Raw genomic sequence first — 20,097 nt, 5'->3', positions numbered from 1 at the left:
AAAAAGATTAAAACGCCCAAGTTTAGTGATAATTTTACAAAAAAATAAACTTTAAATCATAAAAATCCCTTGTTTTATGGAGGTTTATCGCAATCTTAGGTCTAAACCTTTATCATTATCTTTACCGACCGAAATTAAACGCTATGATCAAGCCCATTGAGGGATACTCAAAACTAACCAAAGAAGAGAAAATAGATTGGCTAACCAACAATTACACATCCGATCCAAAAGCGGCAAAAGCGCTTTTAAAAAGATACTGGAACATTGCCGAAGATGTACAGCAGCTGCATGATGAATTTATAGAGAACACCGTTACCAATTACTATCTACCTCTGGGCATTGCCCCCAATTTTCTAATCAATGACAGGCTTTACGCCATACCCATGGCCATTGAAGAAAGTTCTGTTGTGGCCGCGGCAAGTAAGGCTGCTAAATTTTGGTTGGACAAAGGAGGTTTTAAAACCGAAATTTTAGGAACCGAAAAAATTGGGCAAGTACATTTTATGTACCGTGGCAATAAAAACCATCTATCCGCCTTTTTTGAAAAAGTGAAGCCCAAACTTCTTTCCGATGCTTCCTCCATTACCAAAAACATGGAAAAACGAGGTGGTGGCATCAATTCTATTGAATTACGGGACAAAACCAATGCTCTGGACAATTACTACCAATTGCATTGTACTTTTGAGACCCTAGATGCCATGGGCGCGAACTTCATTAATTCTTGTTTGGAACAATTCGCTAAAACTTTTAAAGTTGAAGCACAGTCGTACTCTCTTTTTACAGAGGAAGAAAAGGCAATAGAAATTGTAATGAGCATTTTGTCCAACTATGTGCCCAATTGCCTGGTACGAGCAGAAGTGAGCTGTCCCGTAACGGAGCTTAAAGAAGGCAACACAGAAGCCTCCAAAGAATTTGCAGAAAAAATGGTACAGGCGGTAAACATAGCTAAAGTAGAACCCCATAGGGCGGTTACACACAATAAGGGCATTATGAACGGTGTAGACGCTGTTGTTTTGGCCACAGGGAACGATTTTAGAGCTGTAGAAGCTGGCATTCATGCCTATGCCGCAAAGGATGGATCGTATTCCAGCCTTACCCATGCTACTATTGAAAATGGTGTTTTTAAATTCTGGATAGAGCTCCCCTTGGCGCTTGGAACAATAGGCGGACTAACTAGTCTTCACCCGCTTGTAAAACTGGCCATGGAAATCTTAGGAAAACCTTCCGCTAAAGAATTAATGCAACTGGTTGCGGTTGCCGGATTGGCGCAAAACTTTGCGGCAGTACGCTCCTTGGTAACCACCGGTATTCAAGAAGGCCATATGAAAATGCACCTTCTGAATATATTGAACCAATTAGAGGCGACGGATGACGAAAAGAAAACCCTGACCCATCACTTTAAAAAGCACTCTGCTACGCATAGCGCAGTAGTGGAAGAATTTAAAAAGCTTAGGAGAATTAAATGACAAAAGAGTTTTACAGCAACGGAAAACTGCTTCTAACGGGAGAATATGCCATATTAGATGGTGCATTGGGTCTTGCCGTGCCCACAACCTACGGTCAAACTTTAAAAATATCATCTACTTCAAGTAAAGACTTAAGTTGGAAAAGTTTTGATAATGAAGGTGAAATCTGGTTCAAAACCTCTGTAGCTATAAGCGAAATTTTACAAGAAAAAGCGCAACCGGCAGAGGAGGCAGTAGACCATGTCCTTTTTAAATTACTGCGCGAAGCAAAAAAACTGAACCCCAGTTTTTTATCAGGTGATGAAGGGGTTAAAGTAGAAACAAAATTAGATTTTCCCCGTGATTGGGGATTAGGCTCTTCCTCCACACTTATAAACAACATAGCCCAATGGGCAGAGGTTGATGCTTTTCAACTTCTATGGAATGCTTTTTCCGGCAGTGGGTACGACATTGCATGTGCCCAAAACAATACACCAATATTTTATCAGGTGAGGGAAAAAGTTCCAACGGTAAAACCAGTAGATTTCAATCCTAAATTTACGGAACATCTCTTTTTTATTCACCTTGATAAAAAGCAAAATAGCCGTGAAGGTATCGCCAAGTACCGAAAGATGGAATTTGATTCCGAAAGATTAACAGAAAGCATTACTAGACTTACGGAAGAAATCTCAAACAGCGAAGACCTGCAAACTTTTCAAAGTCTAATGGAACGCCACGAAGCACTGCTAGCCCAGATATTGCAAACCAAGACCGTTAAACAGCAGCTTTTTCCTGACTACAAAGGAACCCTAAAAAGCTTAGGTGCTTGGGGCGGAGATTTTATTTTAGCTACAGGAAATAAAGACACCCCGGAATATTTTACCAAAAAAGGTTATAACACTATCATTCCTTATTCAAAAATGGTTCTATAAAAAAAGAGCCTTTCAAATGAAAGACTCTTTTTTTTATTCTGAAAGCAACTTCTTAATAGAAAGAAGCTCTTTTATCTTCAATTTCAGCAGCTTCTTTTAATGCGTCATAAACCGCAGTACTTACCCTTGCTTCACGGGCAGTCTTTACAGAAGTAGCGTACATACTATAGTTATCCAATTTAGGTGCTTCCGTTTTCTTGGTTACCGTTAACTTATACACACCTGTATTTCCCTCAATAAGGTCCGAAATAGCACCCTCTTTCATAGCAAAAGCTGTACCTACGACTGCAGGTTCAGAACCAGCTCCTGGAATAGTAGGAGACTTCACGGTTAATGCAGATGCAGTAGATGCACTAACACTATTGTCCTTGGCCAAATCATCTATTGATTTTCCTTTATTAGCTGCGATAATCTGCGCTGCCTTACGTTCTTTCCTAAGTTTAGGAAGAACCAGTGCAGAAGCATCCTCAACGGACATAAGACCCTCTTTATAGGTTTTCGTCAATTGCGCTACGGCATAACCACCAGTTAAATCAAAACGCTTGATGTCTCCCACATTTGTCTCTTCCTGAAAAGCCCACTGTACTATACTCCTTTGAGCGGATAGACCTGGCAGGTTTTCATCTGTAGCTTTTATTTTGTTGACAGGACGAACCAAATACTCATTTTCTTTAGCTAAATCCGAAAAAGCCTTATCCGACTCAATAGACTCCATTTCAAACTTGGTAGCATCCGTAAACAATTTATTGGTAGTTTCTTCTGAAGGCTCTATCTCACGGGCTAAAGTAGCTACTTGAACTATATCTTCCTTGTCATCAATTTTGATAACGTGAAAACCAAAGTCGGTTTCAACCATACCTACCGTACCCACTTTGTTATCAAATGCAAAGTCGTTAAAAGCAGGCACCATTCTACCTTCTTGGAAATAGCCCAAATCACCTCCGTTGGGTGCAGAAGGACCGTCAGAATTATCACGTGCCAATTCTACGAACTTAGCATCTTTCTTCTTGGCCTCTCTAAGCAAACGTTTTGCTTCAGCTTCAGCCTCTTCTTTTGTTCTGGTTACTTCCGGATTGGCACGTTGTGCTCCTTCATAAGCAATAAGAATATGGCTAGCTTTTACAGAACCGTTTGGCTTTCTATCCATCATTTTAGAAACCTTAAAGAAATCCCCATCTCTATACGGACCATATACCTCTCCTACTTGCAACGTCATTAACGTATCTGCAAATTTAGCAGGCAATTGCTTTTTAGACTTGTAAATGGTATCAAACTTAACGTCTGAATTACGGTCTAAGAACGCCATCATATCCGTTGCCGTTCTAAAACCGGCTATGGTATCATTTTTATCGGTCTGAGAATTATACTCAACCGCATCATCCATCAACTTAGTAATGGCATCTTTTACAGCAGTCTCATCTGCCGTAGAAGGTTTTTCTTGAAAATATACAAATTGAATATCTCTAGCAGGTTCTTGCTTAAAATCTTCTTTATGATTGTTGATGTAGGTCTGAATCTCACTTTTTGAAACTGAAATACTACTATCAGGTATAGAAGAAAAAGGGATACGTACGTACCTGATATCAATTTTATCGTTTGCCAGTTTGTAATCTAGCTCACCTTCTTTTAATGTAGCCCCAACACCCGCTTTAATTAAATTAAAATAGGTTTGCTGTTTGGCACTTTGAATAATAGCCTGCTCATCTTGCAACCAAAGGTTGTATTGTTCCGGGCTATTCATTTTAAGTTCTGCGATAAAATTTCTGAACTTGTTCTGATCGAACACGCCACTTTCATTTTGAAACTGTGGGCTCTGAGCATAAGAAGGAATAGTACCTATGTAGTTTAAAATCTGGTCTTGCTCAATGTCAACGCCCAAATCTTCAAATTGCTGTCCTAAAACAGCGTTACGAACTTCTTGATCGTAAACTTGGTTTACCGTTTGCATCGTAGATGCGCTAGCAGAATTTCTAGATGCGATATCTACTTTTTGACGAAAAGCATCTATGGAAATTTCTTCTCCATTAATTTCTGCTATACTAGAGCCTACTTTGCCGTTAACATCTCCGCTAGTAAAAACCCCAGAAATCACAAATGCGAAAAGGGCCAAGCCTATAATTAGTATTAGAACGGTGGTCCGTTTTCTTATATTCTCTAAAATTGCCATTAATTAGGTTTTTTTAATCAGTTTGCGAAATTACCATTTTTCCTCCAATTTATAAAGAATTGAAAAACTATTCTTTATCAAGTATTTGTAAGAACACTAAATCTATTTTGGTATTGGAGACCTCTATTATTTTAAACAGGAAGTTTTCTACCTGTATTTCTGAATCTTGTTCAGGAATTTCCCCCGTTTCATTCACTATTAGCCCGCCAAGTGTTTCATACTCTTCACTTTTAGGAAGCTCTAACTTATATGCCTCGTTTAAATAATTGACTTCCAATCTAGCGGATAGTTTATAGGTATTATCCTCCAGTTGCTCCTCAATTAAATCCGTACTATCATGCTCATCTTCAATTTCACCGAAGAGTTCTTCTACAATATCTTCTACGGTCATAATACCTGAGGTACCTCCATACTCGTCTAAAACGACGGCAATACTCTTTCTTTTTTTGATCAAAACATTAAGAATATCCTGAATCAGCATCGTTTCCGGAACAAACTCTACCGGCAAAAGAATACTTTTTATAGTCTTCGGCTTTTTAAAAAGTTCATACGAATGGACATAACCAATAATATTATCGATTGTATCTTCATAGACCAGGATTTTTGAATAGCCGGTTTCCGTAAAAAGCTTCGCTAAGTTTTTGGGCGTTTCCAGAAGTTCAACGGCCATGATTTCCGTACGAGGCACCATAACTTCACGTGCCTTAACGGCCGCAAATTCTAGTGCATTCTGAAAAATCTGAATCTCAGAATCTACTTCATCTTCCTCTTCTACGGTTTCCATTTGTTCCGTAATATAATCGCCTAGCTCTATTTTACTGAATGCCAATTGCACATCATCTCCGTCCGTTTTAAAGAAAGCTTTTAAAATTGCATCCGACACCCAAATAACAAAGTCCGATATGACCGAAAAAAGGATGTAAAACAAATAAGCGGGCACAGCAAAAAATTTGAGCAAGGTATTGGAGTAAATCTGAAAAAGCACCTTGGGCAAAAACTCAGCCGTAAAAAGAATCACCAAGGTAGATATTACAGTCTGAGTCAACAAACTAAAGTCGCCCAGCACGAGATTAAGAAACTCATTATTGGTAGGGACCATACCCTGAAACCACGACATTAAAAGGTCTCCCATAAAAAGACCGTAAATAACCAAAGCAATATTATTGCCAATAAGCATAGTGGCAATAAACTTAGAAGGTCTTTTGGTAAGGCGCGTTAACACCTTAGCCAAAAGACCTTCTTGCTTCTTCTCTATTTCAATATGTATTTTATTGGCGGAAATAAAAGCTATCTCCATCCCAGAAAAAAAAGCTGAGAACAGCAGGGATAAAACAATAATTAAAACGGCGGTTTCCACAACTATTGTTGGTTATCTTGTTTACGCTGTTCAAATTTCTTTCTGTAATTTCTTCTAAAAAAGAACATTCCTATAGAAACCGCAGCAAAGAAAATAAACAGATAGGTTGATTCTCTATCCGTACTCCAATCCGTGAAAATTCTATACAAGGAAAAAAAGGCTACTGCCAAATATAAATACTCTGTATATCTTAATATCTTAATCATCTGATTCTTCTTTAATAGTCATAAGGCCATACGTTTTTTGAGCATGAAAGAAACTTAGGTCCCTATTGAAATCCATTCCTTCTCCATCCATTATGGTACCATCCTCGGGATTGGTAAACTTGAACCTCTCTTGTGTGAAGATCCAGTTATCATCTTGATCCCAAAATAATTGTGGGGTCTCCAGTTTTTTTCCATCGTGGCTCTCAATAACTACATTGCCTTGTAAATCTATCACATTTGTGGCAGAATAAATAATTCCATAATCTGCCTTAATGATACTCTTTTCACCTCCTTCATTAAAATAATGAACCAATAAACCATCTGGAAAGATTCTATGCGGAAATTCCAAATTATTAAAATCCTCGTTTAAAGGACTGGTAAGTACCGCTATAACCCTTGTTGAGGTAGAATCTTCGGTTTCAAGCATTTCTCTTGCCTCGGTATAGGTTGCTGTAAAATTTTCAGCAATACCCATGGGGTAAATCAACGGCACTTTTTCCTGCCCAGACCTCTCATAGTTATCTTGACAAGACAAAAAAAGTATTGCCATGGAAAATACCATGGCAATACTTTTAAGATTATATCGGTAAGATGAAATCATCTTTCTATAAATTCGGAACTTTTACGCTACCACCGGCCCAGCAGTTAAAAGTAACTGTTTTACCAGCCATACCGGAGTTGAATATATCTGTTTTAGAAGGCGCTTTTGCAGCATAACTAGCAGCAGACTGATTTGCAGCACTACTAACGGAAGGATCTACACGGCCAGCTTGACGGGCCATATCTGCAGCTTTCCAATAGATTGCTCTTTTTTCAAAAGGAGTACTACCGCAATCATTAGCACTTGTTGCATAAAGGTTAGCAATCAATAAATACGCTTTACCATTTGCCTTGTTAGAGTTGATAGCTAACTGAGCATATTTTCTAGCAGTAGATTTGCTGCCTTTTCTCTTATTGATAACTGCTACTTTGTAAGCAATATCTGATTTTTTATAAGGATCGGTCTCTAAAGTCATTGCTTTATCAAAATCCGCAAGAGCTCCTTTAGAATCTCCATTCTTCATTTTTAAAGTACCACCGTAAACATACGCACTAGCCGAAGGATCTAAAGCCAACTGTGCTTCAAATAATTTCTGAAATAAAGGATCATCCGTACATTCCTTGTTAAACATTCTACCTACTGCCCTTTTTACCCACGTAACATCACCCTTCTTCTCTTCAAAACTTTTTTCGTATAAAGGAATAAGGTTATCACAATCTGCCAAAGCACCAAGCTTAGAATCTACACTCCCAGCAATCTTACCGTAAGATGTTGAGTTAGAAGTTGCGATTTTCAAACTTCTTTTTTCTTTTGAAGTTATAGTACCTGTAGAATCCTTTGGAAGTAATTTTGTAATTACATCCGTTAATGCTTTGTTCTCTTCTTCAATTTTATCGTTTACGTTATCATAAACATCAAAAACTTCTTGCAAATCTTTCTTTCCCTCTTTATGCAAGTCAACTAAACTTGAAAAATAAAGGTAGAGTGCTTTTGGATTCTTAAAATGTGAACGGTCTTTTTCAAAAGCAGAACCTAACATATCATACAGCTCAGCATCAGAAGCCATTTTGTTATCGTACAAAAACAAAGCTTTATCTATACCAACAACAGCTGGAGAATATTTTTTAGGAAAATACTTAGCACTGTTATCATAAAGAGCCAACATATCGCTTACATAACCATCCTTTTCAGCACCAGATGATTTTTCTATTTTATCGGCCAATATTTTCTCGCCATAAATAAAGTTCGCTCTATTGATATCAGGGCAGTTATCGTAAACCATTTTCCAAGGTGTATATGCTGCCTCATAATTTTTAACTTTTGCATGTTCAACATAAATAGATAGGTTGGTCATACATTCCTGATTTTGAGCTTGGGCATTACTTACTCCCATAAACCCTAAAAGCATAATCGCCGTGAAGTAAAGTTTCGTTTTCATTTTGTCGTTTTTACCTGTTTTTTTGAATTTACAAATCGCCAATCAAAATCGTGGTTAGTGCCCAGAGTTGTTATGGCTCATTTTTTAATGTTCTAATTTTTGGAGGGGTAATGTACTAATTTTTTAGCAACAGGTCTAAGGTAATTTTAGAAAATGTCTTTTTGATGTTTTTTTATGAATTAGTTCGATTATTTCTTAATTTATCGTTCAAATCCTAATAAAACCTCAAGCATTTCACCTTCTTAATTTATCTTTCTTTTCTTAAACCATTGATCATTTAAAGACAATCCTAGGTTGACTTTAAAGTAACTCTCCTCAATTAAATCTGCTGCGGTAGTCCCTCTTTTTCCATATTCAAAACCTAAGTTAAGATTAGAGAGGTTGTTACCCAACGGTAGACCCAATCCAAAAGTTATGCCAAAATTGTTTATGTCCTTCTCATTAACATACATTCCAGTCTTCTCCAAACGCAAACCTGCCCTATACGTAACCCTTTTAAAATAGCTTCCAAAAGAATTTCTTTCCGGCGTATAAAAACCACCTAATGCCAAGGTACTGGCATCTTTGTACTCTATATTATCAATCTCTAAAAACTCGTTGGAAAAGTCTGTAAGCTTTTGAAAACTGTACTCTACACCTAAAAACCACTTCATATCCTTCCCATAACCCACACCCAGAGTTGTTGTTGTTGGTATGGTTACACCCGTATCTTTCAAACCTTGTGAATACAAATCTACCTCATTCACGAAACGCTCCTGGGCTGGACTCCCAATAAAAGACCCTATTCTTTGCGTATTTCTTGCGGTAAGATTGGCTTGGGTATTTATGCGTAATGAAGTGTGTAGCGTATGTGTTTCATCTATTGCAGGCGTATAGCTAAGGGCATAATTTAAATCCACCCCATTAATTCTAGAAACCCTTTCATCCTTAGATCCCAAAAGCACGCCTTCCGTACTCTGAACTTTAAGAGTTTCTATTCTACCAAAGTTATAATTTAAGGTAACTCCCAAGCTAAGGTTCTTGGCAAACTCATAACCTACGGATACGTAAGCCTTGTTTACTCCTCCTTCACCGGAATACTGATTTATTTCCTGAGACCCTTCCGTCCCAATTAAACTTTCAAAATTGTAGCCTACCGAAGAATAAGGAATAATACCAAAACCAACTCCAAAGCCTTCTTTTATAGTCAATCCCACAGAAAGGTAATCTAAGTTAGTAACCGCGGTGGACTGGCTTTCCGTATAACTTTTTAGACTTGTTTGTTTATAAGACAACCCTGCGGTATACGTAGTTATACCAAAATCATCTCGCCCTCTAACACCCAATTTACTATACGCAGCGGGATTTCTAAGGTTAACGTGTATACTATCGGCATACATTCCGATCCCACCCATCATTTGGTTTTCCACGGTAGCACCGCTTCTTAACTCTCCTAAACCAAAATATGAATATGGGGAAACTGAACCATCTTGAGCGTACATACCTGTTGTAAAAAGGCAGATTATTGCAAAACCTATTTTTCTGATCATTAGCGTTTGTTGTATTCCAACAGATAATTTAATCCTACAAGGAGAAATTTGGAGTCCGCAAATATGGTATTTTTTAACCGTTTAGACAAAAATTGCATGTCACCGCCTGTTAAAATAACTGTTAAATCTGCAAAACGAGATTTGTATTGGTCTATTACTCCGTCTATTTCCCTACAAATACCATTTACTACACCACTATGAATACTTGTTTCCGTAGAGTTCCCAATATAGTCTATTAACTCCTTAGGTTTCAATAGCGGTAATTTTGAAGTTTGTTGATGTAATGCTTTATAGCGCATGTGCAACCCAGGCGAAATGGCGCCACCTAAATACTCCCCATAATCGTTCACCATATCATATGTAACGCAAGTACCGGCATCGATTACCAAACTATTCCCTTTTGGGTTATGATAAAAGGCAGCCGTTGCTAAGGCTATACGATCCACCCCTAAAGTTTGAGGTGTTGCATAAGAGTTTTTAAAAGGGGCCCTGCTAGAGGGTGTTAATTCGTGAACTTCGCAGAAAACTGTGAGCACCGGCATCACTTTTGGGTCCAAATTACCCACCGAAGCGATTATTCCACGTTTTATTTTGGGATAATGGTCACAAATTTCCTTTACCTCCCGGGCCACATCTTTCACGTCTGAATTCTGCCGGAATATGAGGGTATCTCCCTCAAACACCGCAAGTTTCACACAAGTATTACCAGCATCTATAACTAGTTTCATAAGTGCAAAGATCAAAAAATGTTATCTAACTTTCATCTTTTTTTCAAAATTTGTTTGCATATCGCAAATTTGAAATTATATTTGCACCCCGCAAACGGGTATGGTGCCTTAGCTCAGTTGGTAGAGCAATGGACTGAAAATCCATGTGTCCCTGGTTCGATTCCTGGAGGCACCACAAAAAATCCTTACATCTGTAAGGATTTTTTTGTTTTTAGGCTATATTGCACAAAACTACTGTTTTGACTATAATAGATACCAACACCCCCCTAGAGGAGCTTCAGAATTATCTACTATCCAAAGAATGGTTAAATCCCACTGAAAAAATAACTGTAGTAGAGAAACCTGGCGACGGAAACATGAATGTGGTTCTGCGTATTATAACGGATCAGCGCTCTTTTATCTTAAAACAATCCCGCCCCTACGTACAGAAATACCAACAGATTAAAGCACCAGTAAACCGCATTGCGGTAGAAAAACAGTTCTACCAAGCAGTTAGGGACAATGCCGTTCATGCCCACGTTCCAAAGATTATTGGGTTTGATGCTTTTGAGAATTTGTTACTGTTAGAAGATTTGGGCCATTGTGAAGATATGGTTTACATCTACCATAAACAGGCCATATCAAACCGACAACTAGATCTGTTGATCTTTATCTTAGGTCTTATTCACCGTAAAAAGGTTTCGAGCAACTTTCCTGAGAATATGGAAATGCGCAAGTTAAACCACCAACATATTTTTGAACTTCCATTTTTAGAGGATAACGGATTTCAATTGGACGATGTTCAACCCGGACTCCAAGAACTATCCTTGCAGTTTAAAACGGATAAGAAAATAAAAAAAGTAGTCAAAAAGGTCGGTAAAAAATATTTAGAACCCGGCAACACCTTACTTCATGGCGATTACTACCCGGGCAGCTGGATGACCGAATCAGACAATCTCTATATCATAGATCCTGAATTTGGTTTTATAGGTTTCCCCGAATATGATTTAGGCGTCATGGCCGCACATATCATTATGGCAACCGGTAAAAAAGGCTACCTAAAACGCATTCATGCCGCTTACCAAGGTGATGCCGACCAAGAACTTATGTCCCAAGTGGCTGGAATTGAAATAATGAGGCGCTTAATTGGGCTTGCCCAATTGCCTTTAGACCGTACATTAAAGGAAAAAAGCAAGCTTTTGAAAAAGGCTCGTAAACTTATTTTATCGCCATGAAACGGTTATTTGCCTGTCTTGCGATTCTTGTAGCCATGGCCTGCAAAGAATCTACGACCTCAATAGATATACCGGCACCCACCAAAACCGCATACACCTTAGACACTTTACAGCTTTCTGAAGAGGAATATTATGATAAAGTCCTAGGTGCTCTCGTTGGCTCTGCCATTGGTGATGCCATGGGCGCGTCTACAGAAATGTGGCACAGAAAAGATATTCAACTTAAATACGGCTATATCAATACCCTTACCCCAGCAGTTCGCGAGCAATCGCCGGAAGGCACTTGGGGGCACAACCTTATTGCCGGTGCCACTACGGATGACACCCGTTGGAAATACGCCATGGTTAAGTATCTATCCCAGAAAAAGGGAGATTTAAACGCTTCTAACTTTGCCAATTTTATAACCGATTATTATGCCTCCCTAACAAAGAGTATAAATGACAATGGCACCATACCCGAAACCGATTTTTTAGATACGCAGATTGAAAAAATAGATTGGATCAAAGAATGGGCCCGCGTGAGTATGGCGTATCAAAAAGACACCGATTCTTATATAAAGGCGATGAATCGTTTTTACGGCGGTGAGATGTCCTGCGCAGGGCAATTATACACCCCTGTGTTTGGGCTCATTAGCAGTTCTCCCGAAAATGCATATACATTGGCTTATGACCATACTTTGTTCGATATAGGGTACGCTAAGGATATTTCGGCCTTGGTTTCGGCAATGACACATATGGCACTTCGCACTAAAAACATTGACTCTATTATTAACACGGCAACTTTTGTAGACCCCTTGGGTTATCAGGATAGTCGGCTGGTCGGTCGTATTGCTTATGACATGACAGATGCCTCCGTTAAAAAAGTACTCACTTTAAAGCAACTTATCTTAGCGGATACCTTAACGCCTAAAGACAGCATTATTTTTAAAATTCCTAAAGGGTTCCAAGGGAGCCAAAAAGATTGGACGCGTCAAGAAATGGCCTATCAATTTTTAGAAAAAAACGAAAAAGCCATTCCTTTTCACTCCGGGGAAATCTGGCAAATTCTTGTTACCGCACTACAATATGGCGAAGGTGATTTTGAAAAGACCTTGCAATTTATTGTTAACTACGGAAGAGATAATGACACCGTTGCCGCTGTGGCCGGTATGATTCTAGGGGCTAAAGACGGATATTCCAACCTACCCGTAACGCTCCGCACCCAAGCCCTGAAAGTTAACAAAGAAAATATGGGCATTGACCTTGAAGCCTTGGCTCGTGAAATGGTTGCAAAAAAGCATATAGAGTTTTAAAACTCTTAGTTTTGACTTAACAACTGCAGCTGATATTAATCTTATCTTTGTTTCTGTGCTTCAAGTTTAATTGTCATGAAAACAAAATTATCCCCAATTCTATTTCTCTGTATTGCTTCGGTTTCTTTTTCTCAAAGTAAAATCGATAAAACCTTAAAAAAGCTGAACAAAGAATCTGTTGATTATATTCACGTAACAGCTCTTGACTCTACCACAGGCCCTATATTATTAGATGCCCGCGAGAAGGCCGAATACGAGGTGAGCCATTTAAAAGATGCTATCTGGGTGGGTTATGATACTTTTCAGCTGGATTCCGTTGTTCAGAAAGTCCAAAATAAAGACAGTGAAATTGTCGTTTACTGTTCTATTGGGGTCCGTTCCGAAAATATTGGTGAGAAATTGGAAAAAGCAGGCTACACCAATGTGAAAAATCTATACGGAGGCATTTTTGAATGGAAAAACGAAGGGCTTCCCGTTTATGACACCATAGGAAACGAAACCGAGCGCGTACATGCTTTCAATAAATATTGGGGGAAACTACTTAAAACAGGAGAAAAAGTGTACTAGTTTCATTTGAGTCCGTAATAGATGCCCTGTTTTGGCGACAAATTCTAAAAAAATAATCATTTGAGTTTTATAACCCCTAAAGAAAAACAAAAAGAAGCCGCCACGGTAAATTATACCAATGTAGCTTCAAAAAATCTATTGCTCATTTTTACGCGAAACCCACAATCGGGCAAGTGCAAAACCCGGTTGGCAGCGACTGTTGGTAATGAAGTAGCTTTAGACATATATAAGTTTCTACTAAATCATACGGTAGACATTACAAAAAACCTAAGCGCCGCAAAACAGGTTTGGTATTCCGAAGAAATCTGGGCGGACGACATATGGAGTCCGAGTATATTCGACAAAAGATTACAGCAAGGCAATGATTTGGGCATTCGCATGGCAAAGGCCTTTCAAGACGGATTTGCTTCCGGCTATGAGCGAATCATTGTTATTGGCAGCGATATGTTTGACCTGGACCAAAAAGACATCCAAAATGCTTTTTCGGAATTAAAGAAAAACGATTTTGTAATTGGGCCAGCTGAAGACGGCGGGTATTATCTTCTGGGCATGAACCGCTTTAAACCAGAGTTATTCGTTCAAAAAAACTGGGGGAACAAAACTGTCCTTGCCGACACCTTAAACGATTTAAAAAACGAAAAATATCATATTTTAGAAGAGCGAAACGATGTTGATATTTACGAGGATATTAAGGACGTAGAAGCTTTTCAGCCCTATTTAAAACACATTAAAACATGATCCAAAAGCAATTAAACGAATCCGTTGCCTACCTACAGAGCAAGGGTTTTGATACGCCTGAAATTGGTATTGTACTAGGTACCGGTCTAGGCAAACTAGCAGAACAGATAGAGGACCCTATTGAGGCGCATTACAACCATATTCCTTTTTTTCCGCTGGCTACCGTAGAATTTCACTCTGGAAAACTCATTTATGGTACTATAGAAGGCAAAAAGGCCGTGGTCATGCAAGGGCGCTTCCATCTATATGAAGGTTATGATTTTCTAGATATTACGTACCCTATTCGTGTTATGCACCAACTGGGCATAAAAAAACTGTTCATTTCCAATGCTGCCGGAGCCATTAACCTGGATTATAAAGAAGGGGATTTAATGCTAATTGAAGACCATATCAACCTTCAAGGCGGCTCTCCACTTGCTTTTAAAGGTGTAGGGAAATTTGGAGACCGTTTCACGGACATGTCCGAACCCTATGATGTTCCTATGCGCAAAAGCCTACTTGCAATTGCCCAAAAAGAGGATATTACCCTGTACGGAGGTGTTTATGCTTCAGTAGTAGGCCCACAATTAGAAACCAAGGCAGAATACCGAATGCTAAAAATCATTGGTGCCGATGCTGTAGGAATGAGCACAGTACCTGAGGTAATTGTAGCAAACCATTTAAATCTGCCCATAGTTGCCGTTTCCGTAATTACGGATGAATGTGACCCGGACAATCTAAAAAGCGTAGACATACAGCGAATCATTGAAACGGCAGAAACCGCGGAGCCAAAAATGGTGAAGCTTTTTAAGGAATTAATAAAGACTTTGTAGCCTGTACATTTTGGTTTTTATAAAATTCAGTTGAATGGATGTTGTAAGTTTTTGAGTTGTAATACTACTTATAGCTAGTTACCAAACCCTATGCAATTTAAACTAATGGCTAAAATGACAGTTGTATCACTATTTTCCTTAGCGGGACTTTTTTCTCTTTTTGGAGGGAAAGAAATGCCCATTCACCAGTTTACGGGAAACACCAAAAACGAAGTTTTAGACCACAGTTCCTGGAATTCTCTTTTAAAAAAGTATGTGGACGACTCTGGTAATGTAGATTATAAAGGTTTTAAAACAGACCAAGATGCGCTTAGTTCATATTTAGATTATCTAGGGAATACCACACCATCCAAAAGTTGGTCCAAAGAAGAAGGTTTGGCCTATTACATTAACCTCTATAATTCAGCAACGGTACAGTTAATTTTAAACCACTATCCCACAAAGAGCATCAAGGATATTAAGGACCCTTGGGGCAATGAATGGGTGAAAGTTGGAGAAGAAACTTTTTCTCTGGGTGATATTGAGCATAAAATTCTCCGTAAAATGGATGAGCCTCGCATTCATTTTGCTATAAACTGTGCTTCTTTTTCTTGTCCCAAATTGCTAAACGAAGCATATACGGTATCAAAATTAGAGAGTCAGTTGCAGAAAGCTTCCGAAGACTTTGTAAACGACCCCACTAGAAATGTTCTTTCTAAAGAAAAATTACAGCTTTCGAATATTTTTAAATGGTATAAAAAGGATTTTACCGAAAACGGTAGTCTTATCGATTATATCAAAAAATATAGCCACACAGATATAAATCCAAAGGCAAAAATCACATACGTTACATACGATTGGAGTTTGAATGAAAAAAAATAAACTCCAAATAAGCATAGTAATTCCGGTATTGAACGAAGCAAATGGTATTGCTAAAATAATCAATTACTTAACCGCGAACAGCTCCCCTACAAATATCAATGAAATATTGGTTGTTGATGGCGGGAGTACAGACCATACCGTGTCAATTGCCGAACAATCCGGGGCAAAGGTTATTCACTCCTACAAAGGCAGGGCCAAACAATTGAACTATGGAGCGCAACAAGCAAAAGGCTCCATCCTCTATTTTCTGCATGCGGACACCTTACCTCCTAGAGATTTTGATCAGTCTATTATAGATGCGGTAGAAAGCGGTTACCAAACGGGCTGTTTTCAGATGAAATTTGATAGCAACAGTAATTTTCTAAGCTTTTTTGCGTGGTTTACAAGAGTCAACCATAAACTGTGTCGCGGTGGGGACCAGTCTTTATTTATTACCAAGCAACTTTTTAAAAGCTCAGGCGGTTTTAATGAAGACTATGTAGTCTACGAGGATAACGAATTTATAAGCAGGCTTTACAAAAGCACCGTTTTTAAAATCTTGCCTCGGCACGTAAAAACTTCCGCTAGAAGGTATGAAGAACGCGGTATGGTAACCTTACAATACCATTTTGGAATGATGCACCTTAAGAATTATTTGGGTGCGGGACCGGAACAATTATACGACTACTACAAACGGAAAATTTCGGTTTAGCGAATTGGGCCTATTTCACCCAGTTCAAAATCTAGCAAAACGCCTTCGCTTATCCATTTTGCCAATGCTTGTCGGTTTTCGGGCTCAAGAATACGTCTTTGGTCTTTCTTGTTCCGTATATTCCCAACTTCAATAAAAGTCATAGCCGGATGCGTCTTTTTTACCAAATACAAAGAGGTCCTATCTTCAAAAGTTCCGGAATAAGTGCGGTTAGGCTGATATTGTTTATATTTTAGTTGAAAGGTCTTATGTATGCTCTCGGCCAACTTTTTACCGTTCTTGCTCTTTTCATGGTGATAGAAAAACACATCAATATTCTGCCCCACACTACGACTATCAATATGGGTAACTATTAATCGTTGATACTTCCCTCTATTTTTTCTATGCAAATTGTTTACGATATCCACACGTTGCTTTAAGCGCGCCACCTGATTTAATGGAATTCTCTTATTAGGATAAGCAACCTCATCATGGTCTATCTCCAAAATACGCTCATCCCTAATCCCGTCATTTTCATCTCTTATTATAATGTAAACCGTAGCGCCATGAGACAATAACTCTTTGGCAAGACGCAATGTAATATCGTAAGCGTACTCATCTTCGGCGATTGATTTCCCTCCGTAGGTTGCCATTGCCCCAGGGTCCGGACCTCCATGACCGGAAACCAGGTAATAGACAGCATCCTTCAGCTTCTCACTATTTGGTATAACGGTTTCGTGGTCTTTTCCAAAAATAGCATAACGCTTCCCTTCAATTTTTTTAATCTCCTTGGTCTTTCTCTGAATGGAATCTACAACTTCAACCGTATCAATATCTGCATTCGGAATTTTATAGGTCCGCCCCGCATACAAATGAACACCGTCCCGTAGATTTTCAATATTCATGGATATAAAATCATCATAATGATCATATGGATCAACTCCTTGTTTTCTCAATAGTGAAAGTATACCATCTCCCCTTTCGGCAACTACCGTATGAATCGTATCTTGAGAAAAAGCCGACATAGTGAAACCAATGGCAACGACCAAAAGACCAACTGCCCTAAAACGATAAGAAAAAATGTACTTCATTAAAAACTGTATCAAAACCAAATGAACATCTGCTTAGTAGAACCTACTAATCCCAGAAAATCAAAAACAATGCCTAAAAACTATGTGAAACAAAATTAAAGAACGAAAAAGATAAAATAACAAGACCTAGAAGAATTTAGTTAACGATTTCTTCAACAGTCTATTTTTTAACCAATTAATCAAGTAAATTGACTTTGTCGATAACTTTTGGGAGATTTACCTAGGTGCCTTTTAAAGTATTTTACAAAATACGATGCATCTTCAAACCCCAATCGGAAAGCAATTTCATTAATCTGAAGTCCCGTAAACCGTACTAGGCGTTTGGCCTCTAAAATGGTGCGCTCTGCAATAACCTGAGAAGGCGACTTGCCCACAACAGTATTGGTAAGGGTAACTAATGTTTTGGAAGAAATATGTAACAAACTAGCATACTCGTTTACAGACAACCCTTCCTTAAAATGCACCTCTATAAGTTCTTTAAAGTCAAAAAACTGTCTTTCGTACAGACTATTAAGTTGAATGGGCCTACTATCATTTTCATGATGTATACGTTCCAATTGAATTAAAAAGGACTTCAATAAAAAACGGATAATATCTTCATATCCAAACCTATCCCGTTGTTCCAATTCATTTTGAATTAGAGTTATATATGTTGATGCAACGTTTAAAACTCCCTCTTCAATAGTATAACAAGGCTTATCCAACATATGAAAAATGTTGAACTTCAAAAACATATCTACATCGGTGTGCTTAAAAAAACTTTCGTTAAAATGAATAAGCCAACCTTGAACATCTTCATTGTCATCAAAAGCATGCACTTGGTCTCTAGTGACAAATAGTACCGTATTCTTTCTTATATCATACTTTTTAAAATCTACGGTGTGTGTTCCCCCTTCTTTAAAAAACCATATAATTTGATAATAACTATGTGAGTGGGGCACAGCAGCCAAATTGCCACTTTTTTTTCTATACGTATGTAAGTCATATAGTTCAAATTGAAGCTTTCCAGGATGCATTTTATGCAAATGGTACTGTTCAATTTTATTTTTTGAATGCCGCATTCAATTCGTTTATAAACGGTTATGATCTATTCGTCGGAAAAAAAATGCATCACTAACGTCCCGATTTATAATTTTTCCACCGTTTGAATTCCGCTATAAATGGCACCGTCCATATATCCGCCATGAACAGGTGAAGTTTCGGCTCCCGAAAACCGCAATTTACCGTTCATATAATTTCTGTCAAAAACGGGGTTTCCATAGGACGGACTCATATAAACAGATTTGATACTTTCACATGAGGTATGCCAATCTTGAGACCAATCTTTTTCTTCATAGGTAAGGTAATCTAAGGTTTCAGTTCCCAGATATTTGGTCAGATAATCCAAAATGCGTTGTTTTCTATTCTCGGCCGATGTATCGCGAAGTCCTTCGTTTACAAAACCCATCAAAGCATAATGCTCGTTTTCGGCGTCATTATGGTCATAAAGTTCAGTAACCGCACCTACTTGACCAATGACCATTCCTGAAAAATCCTTATTTCGCCAAAATGGCTCCTTAAACGTTAACCCTACTTTTATGGCATTGCTCATCCAAGTGTGGGTCTTACCCATCACCGCTCCAACCTCAACTGGTAATTCAGGAGAAAAAGAAATACGGGTAGCAATTTTTGGTGGAACGGTAACAATAACCTTCTCGCCATAAAATATACCTTTATCGGTTTCTACCCGTACTCCATCTTCTGTTTCTGTAACGCTCAAAACTTTGGTACTGACCTGTATTTTGTCCAATACAGGTTTAGCCAATGCTTGAATCAAAGCTTGTGAATTTCCTTTAATACGGTAGGCAGATGGTGTATTTGGGTCATTCTCAAAATAATGTTCGGGCGCCATGGTACTATAGACCAATATACTCTTCCCTTTATTATATTGATGGTATTTCTCAACACCAAGCTCATCTAAAAGTGCTATAACTTCTTGATGGTGCGTCTGGAACCACGTAGCCCCATAATCAATCCTGTCTCGGGTTACGATTCGCCCTCCAATACGGTCTCGAGATTCAAGAACCGTAAAACTGGTTTCACCTTTATTAAATAACTTATATGCATATGTAAGACCCGAAAGCCCTGCACCTACGATAATATATTTAGAAAAATTCCCTTTCAAACTTATTTCATTAAATGTGTTCCGTGTACTACTGCTGCTCCCGCTCTTAATGCTGCAGAAATCATGGTTACTTCCGCCAGCTCCTCTTGTGTGGCTCCAGCTGCTATTGCCGCATCTTTGTGTATTTCAAGACAATAAGGACATTGTGTGGTCAAAGCTACAGCAATTGCCATTAATTCTTTATACTTTTTTGGTATAGCGCCATCTGCCAAAGCCGCTTGATCAAAAGCCCAAAAAGCCTTCATTGTCTTTTCTGATTCTTTTCCTAGAGTTTTTAAATGCTCTAGATTCTTCATATCGTACATAACTTCGCTAGTTTTTATATGTGAAGAAAAATGGAGCAAT

At 38.5% G+C, this 20,097-nt stretch carries 20 protein-coding genes and 1 tRNA gene; 10 read left to right on the top strand and 11 right to left on the bottom strand.

Annotation, left to right across the window (positions count from 1 at the left end):
* Window positions 1-92 precede the first annotated feature (92 nt).
* Window positions 93-1,466 carry a hydroxymethylglutaryl-CoA reductase, degradative gene (locus P0077_RS10755; RefSeq protein ID WP_276169194.1) on the top strand — a complete coding sequence of 458 codons (1,374 nt, stop codon included), beginning with the start codon at window positions 93-95 and terminating at the stop codon, window positions 1,464-1,466.
* Window positions 1,463-2,377, top strand: coding sequence for a GYDIA family GHMP kinase (locus P0077_RS10750; protein ID WP_276165255.1), 915 nt, complete (start codon window positions 1,463-1,465; stop codon window positions 2,375-2,377). The genes P0077_RS10755 and P0077_RS10750 overlap by 4 nt, the downstream gene beginning before the upstream one ends.
* Before the next feature lie 52 nt (window positions 2,378-2,429).
* On the opposite strand, the gene P0077_RS10745 is transcribed toward P0077_RS10750, so the two are convergent.
* The 7 genes from P0077_RS10745 to P0077_RS10715 all read right to left on the bottom strand — a co-directional run bounded on the left by P0077_RS10745 (window position 2,430) and on the right by P0077_RS10715 (window position 10,343).
* On the bottom strand, window positions 2,430-4,544 hold the full coding sequence (locus P0077_RS10745) for a peptidylprolyl isomerase (protein WP_276165254.1): 2,115 nt from the start codon (window positions 4,542-4,544) through the stop codon (window positions 2,430-2,432).
* Between the two features lie 67 nt (window positions 4,545-4,611).
* A complete protein-coding gene (locus P0077_RS10740) occupies window positions 4,612-5,901 on the bottom strand; it encodes a hemolysin family protein (RefSeq protein WP_276165253.1) in 1,290 nt (429 codons plus the stop codon).
* Between the two features lie 2 nt (window positions 5,902-5,903).
* Window positions 5,904-6,107 (bottom strand): hypothetical protein, encoded by a 204-nt coding sequence (locus tag P0077_RS10735; RefSeq protein WP_276165252.1) that lies wholly within the window; start codon window positions 6,105-6,107, stop codon window positions 5,904-5,906.
* On the bottom strand, window positions 6,100-6,708 hold the full coding sequence (lptC, locus tag P0077_RS10730) for an LPS export ABC transporter periplasmic protein LptC (RefSeq protein WP_276165251.1): 609 nt from the start codon (window positions 6,706-6,708) through the stop codon (window positions 6,100-6,102). Before lptC ends, P0077_RS10735 begins: the two co-directional genes overlap by 8 nt.
* 4 nt (window positions 6,709-6,712) lie before the next feature.
* Window positions 6,713-8,086 (bottom strand): tetratricopeptide repeat protein, encoded by a 1,374-nt coding sequence (locus P0077_RS10725; protein WP_276165250.1) that lies wholly within the window; start codon window positions 8,084-8,086, stop codon window positions 6,713-6,715.
* 242 nt (window positions 8,087-8,328) lie between these two features.
* Complete coding sequence (bamG, locus tag P0077_RS10720; protein ID WP_276165249.1) at window positions 8,329-9,615, bottom strand: BamG family beta-barrel-assembly machinery protein; 1,287 nt, start codon at window positions 9,613-9,615, stop codon at window positions 8,329-8,331.
* Window positions 9,615-10,343, bottom strand: coding sequence for a type III pantothenate kinase (locus tag P0077_RS10715; RefSeq protein ID WP_276165248.1), 729 nt, complete (start codon window positions 10,341-10,343; stop codon window positions 9,615-9,617). The genes bamG and P0077_RS10715 overlap by 1 nt, the downstream gene beginning before the upstream one ends.
* A 102-nt stretch (window positions 10,344-10,445) precedes the next feature.
* Between P0077_RS10715 and P0077_RS10710 the strand changes: the two genes are divergently transcribed.
* The 8 genes from P0077_RS10710 (at window position 10,446) to P0077_RS10675 (ending at window position 16,518) form a co-directional block, all read left to right on the top strand.
* Window positions 10,446-10,518: transfer RNA gene (locus tag P0077_RS10710), tRNA-Phe, on the top strand.
* Window positions 10,519-10,582: 64 nt separating this feature from the next.
* Window positions 10,583-11,557, top strand: coding sequence for a phosphotransferase (locus tag P0077_RS10705; RefSeq protein WP_276165247.1), 975 nt, complete (start codon window positions 10,583-10,585; stop codon window positions 11,555-11,557).
* Entirely contained in the window at window positions 11,554-12,849 is a 1,296-nt protein-coding gene (locus tag P0077_RS10700) for an ADP-ribosylglycohydrolase family protein (RefSeq protein WP_276165246.1), read from the top strand. The genes P0077_RS10705 and P0077_RS10700 overlap by 4 nt, the downstream gene beginning before the upstream one ends.
* A gap of 75 nt (window positions 12,850-12,924) precedes the next feature.
* A complete protein-coding gene (locus tag P0077_RS10695) occupies window positions 12,925-13,416 on the top strand; it encodes a rhodanese-like domain-containing protein (RefSeq protein ID WP_276165244.1) in 492 nt (163 codons plus the stop codon).
* 60 nt (window positions 13,417-13,476) lie between these two features.
* Window positions 13,477-14,154: a TIGR04282 family arsenosugar biosynthesis glycosyltransferase gene (locus tag P0077_RS10690; protein ID WP_349292946.1), complete on the top strand. Its 678-nt coding sequence runs from the start codon at window positions 13,477-13,479 to the stop codon at window positions 14,152-14,154.
* Window positions 14,151-14,966 (top strand): purine-nucleoside phosphorylase, encoded by an 816-nt coding sequence (locus P0077_RS10685; protein WP_276165243.1) that lies wholly within the window; start codon window positions 14,151-14,153, stop codon window positions 14,964-14,966. The genes P0077_RS10690 and P0077_RS10685 overlap by 4 nt, the downstream gene beginning before the upstream one ends.
* A gap of 114 nt (window positions 14,967-15,080) precedes the next feature.
* Window positions 15,081-15,827, top strand: coding sequence for a DUF547 domain-containing protein (locus tag P0077_RS10680; protein WP_276165242.1), 747 nt, complete (start codon window positions 15,081-15,083; stop codon window positions 15,825-15,827).
* Window positions 15,814-16,518, top strand: a complete 705-nt coding sequence (locus tag P0077_RS10675) for a TIGR04283 family arsenosugar biosynthesis glycosyltransferase (RefSeq protein ID WP_276165241.1) — start codon at window positions 15,814-15,816, stop codon at window positions 16,516-16,518. The genes P0077_RS10680 and P0077_RS10675 overlap by 14 nt, the downstream gene beginning before the upstream one ends.
* On the opposite strand, the gene P0077_RS10670 is transcribed toward P0077_RS10675, so the two are convergent.
* From P0077_RS10670 to P0077_RS10655, 4 genes are all read right to left on the bottom strand, one after another.
* Window positions 16,515-17,588, bottom strand: coding sequence for an N-acetylmuramoyl-L-alanine amidase family protein (locus P0077_RS10670; protein WP_276165240.1), 1,074 nt, complete (start codon window positions 17,586-17,588; stop codon window positions 16,515-16,517). The two genes, P0077_RS10675 and P0077_RS10670, sit on opposite strands and share 4 nt — an antisense overlap.
* A gap of 179 nt (window positions 17,589-17,767) precedes the next feature.
* On the bottom strand, window positions 17,768-18,649 hold the full coding sequence (locus P0077_RS10665; protein WP_276165239.1) for an AraC family transcriptional regulator: 882 nt from the start codon (window positions 18,647-18,649) through the stop codon (window positions 17,768-17,770).
* A gap of 65 nt (window positions 18,650-18,714) precedes the next feature.
* Window positions 18,715-19,752: a flavin monoamine oxidase family protein gene (locus tag P0077_RS10660; RefSeq protein ID WP_276165238.1), complete on the bottom strand. Its 1,038-nt coding sequence runs from the start codon at window positions 19,750-19,752 to the stop codon at window positions 18,715-18,717.
* 2 nt (window positions 19,753-19,754) lie between these two features.
* Entirely contained in the window at window positions 19,755-20,057 is a 303-nt protein-coding gene (locus tag P0077_RS10655; RefSeq protein ID WP_276165237.1) for a carboxymuconolactone decarboxylase family protein, read from the bottom strand.
* Window positions 20,058-20,097 lie beyond the last annotated feature (40 nt).

This window comes from Zobellia alginiliquefaciens, from assembly GCF_029323795.1.
In the GTDB taxonomy this organism is placed as follows: Bacteria; Bacteroidota; Bacteroidia; order Flavobacteriales; family Flavobacteriaceae; genus Zobellia; species Zobellia alginiliquefaciens.
This window is presented reverse-complemented; position numbering and strand designations above follow the sequence as displayed.

Bases quoted from the DNA above. Each gene is read 5' to 3' on its own strand.
- P0077_RS10750 (WP_276165255.1), top strand. From the start codon at position 1,463: ATGACAAAAGAGTTTTACAGCAACGGAAAACTGCTTCTAACGGGAGAA.
- P0077_RS10745 (WP_276165254.1), bottom strand. From the start codon at position 4,544: ATGGCAATTTTAGAGAATATAAGAAAACGGACCACCGTTCTAATACTA.
- P0077_RS10735 (WP_276165252.1), bottom strand. From the start codon at position 6,107: ATGATTAAGATATTAAGATATACAGAGTATTTATATTTGGCAGTAGCC.
- lptC (WP_276165251.1), bottom strand. From the start codon at position 6,708: ATGATTTCATCTTACCGATATAATCTTAAAAGTATTGCCATGGTATTT.
- P0077_RS10725 (WP_276165250.1), bottom strand. From the start codon at position 8,086: ATGAAAACGAAACTTTACTTCACGGCGATTATGCTTTTAGGGTTTATG.
- bamG (WP_276165249.1), bottom strand. From the start codon at position 9,615: ATGATCAGAAAAATAGGTTTTGCAATAATCTGCCTTTTTACAACAGGT.
- P0077_RS10715 (WP_276165248.1), bottom strand. From the start codon at position 10,343: ATGAAACTAGTTATAGATGCTGGTAATACTTGTGTGAAACTTGCGGTG.
- P0077_RS10700 (WP_276165246.1), top strand. From the start codon at position 11,554: ATGAAACGGTTATTTGCCTGTCTTGCGATTCTTGTAGCCATGGCCTGC.
- P0077_RS10695 (WP_276165244.1), top strand. From the start codon at position 12,925: ATGAAAACAAAATTATCCCCAATTCTATTTCTCTGTATTGCTTCGGTT.
- P0077_RS10685 (WP_276165243.1), top strand. From the start codon at position 14,151: ATGATCCAAAAGCAATTAAACGAATCCGTTGCCTACCTACAGAGCAAG.
- P0077_RS10680 (WP_276165242.1), top strand. From the start codon at position 15,081: ATGACAGTTGTATCACTATTTTCCTTAGCGGGACTTTTTTCTCTTTTT.
- P0077_RS10675 (WP_276165241.1), top strand. From the start codon at position 15,814: ATGAAAAAAAATAAACTCCAAATAAGCATAGTAATTCCGGTATTGAAC.
- P0077_RS10670 (WP_276165240.1), bottom strand. From the start codon at position 17,588: ATGAAGTACATTTTTTCTTATCGTTTTAGGGCAGTTGGTCTTTTGGTC.
- P0077_RS10665 (WP_276165239.1), bottom strand. From the start codon at position 18,649: ATGCGGCATTCAAAAAATAAAATTGAACAGTACCATTTGCATAAAATG.
- P0077_RS10655 (WP_276165237.1), bottom strand. From the start codon at position 20,057: ATGTACGATATGAAGAATCTAGAGCATTTAAAAACTCTAGGAAAAGAA.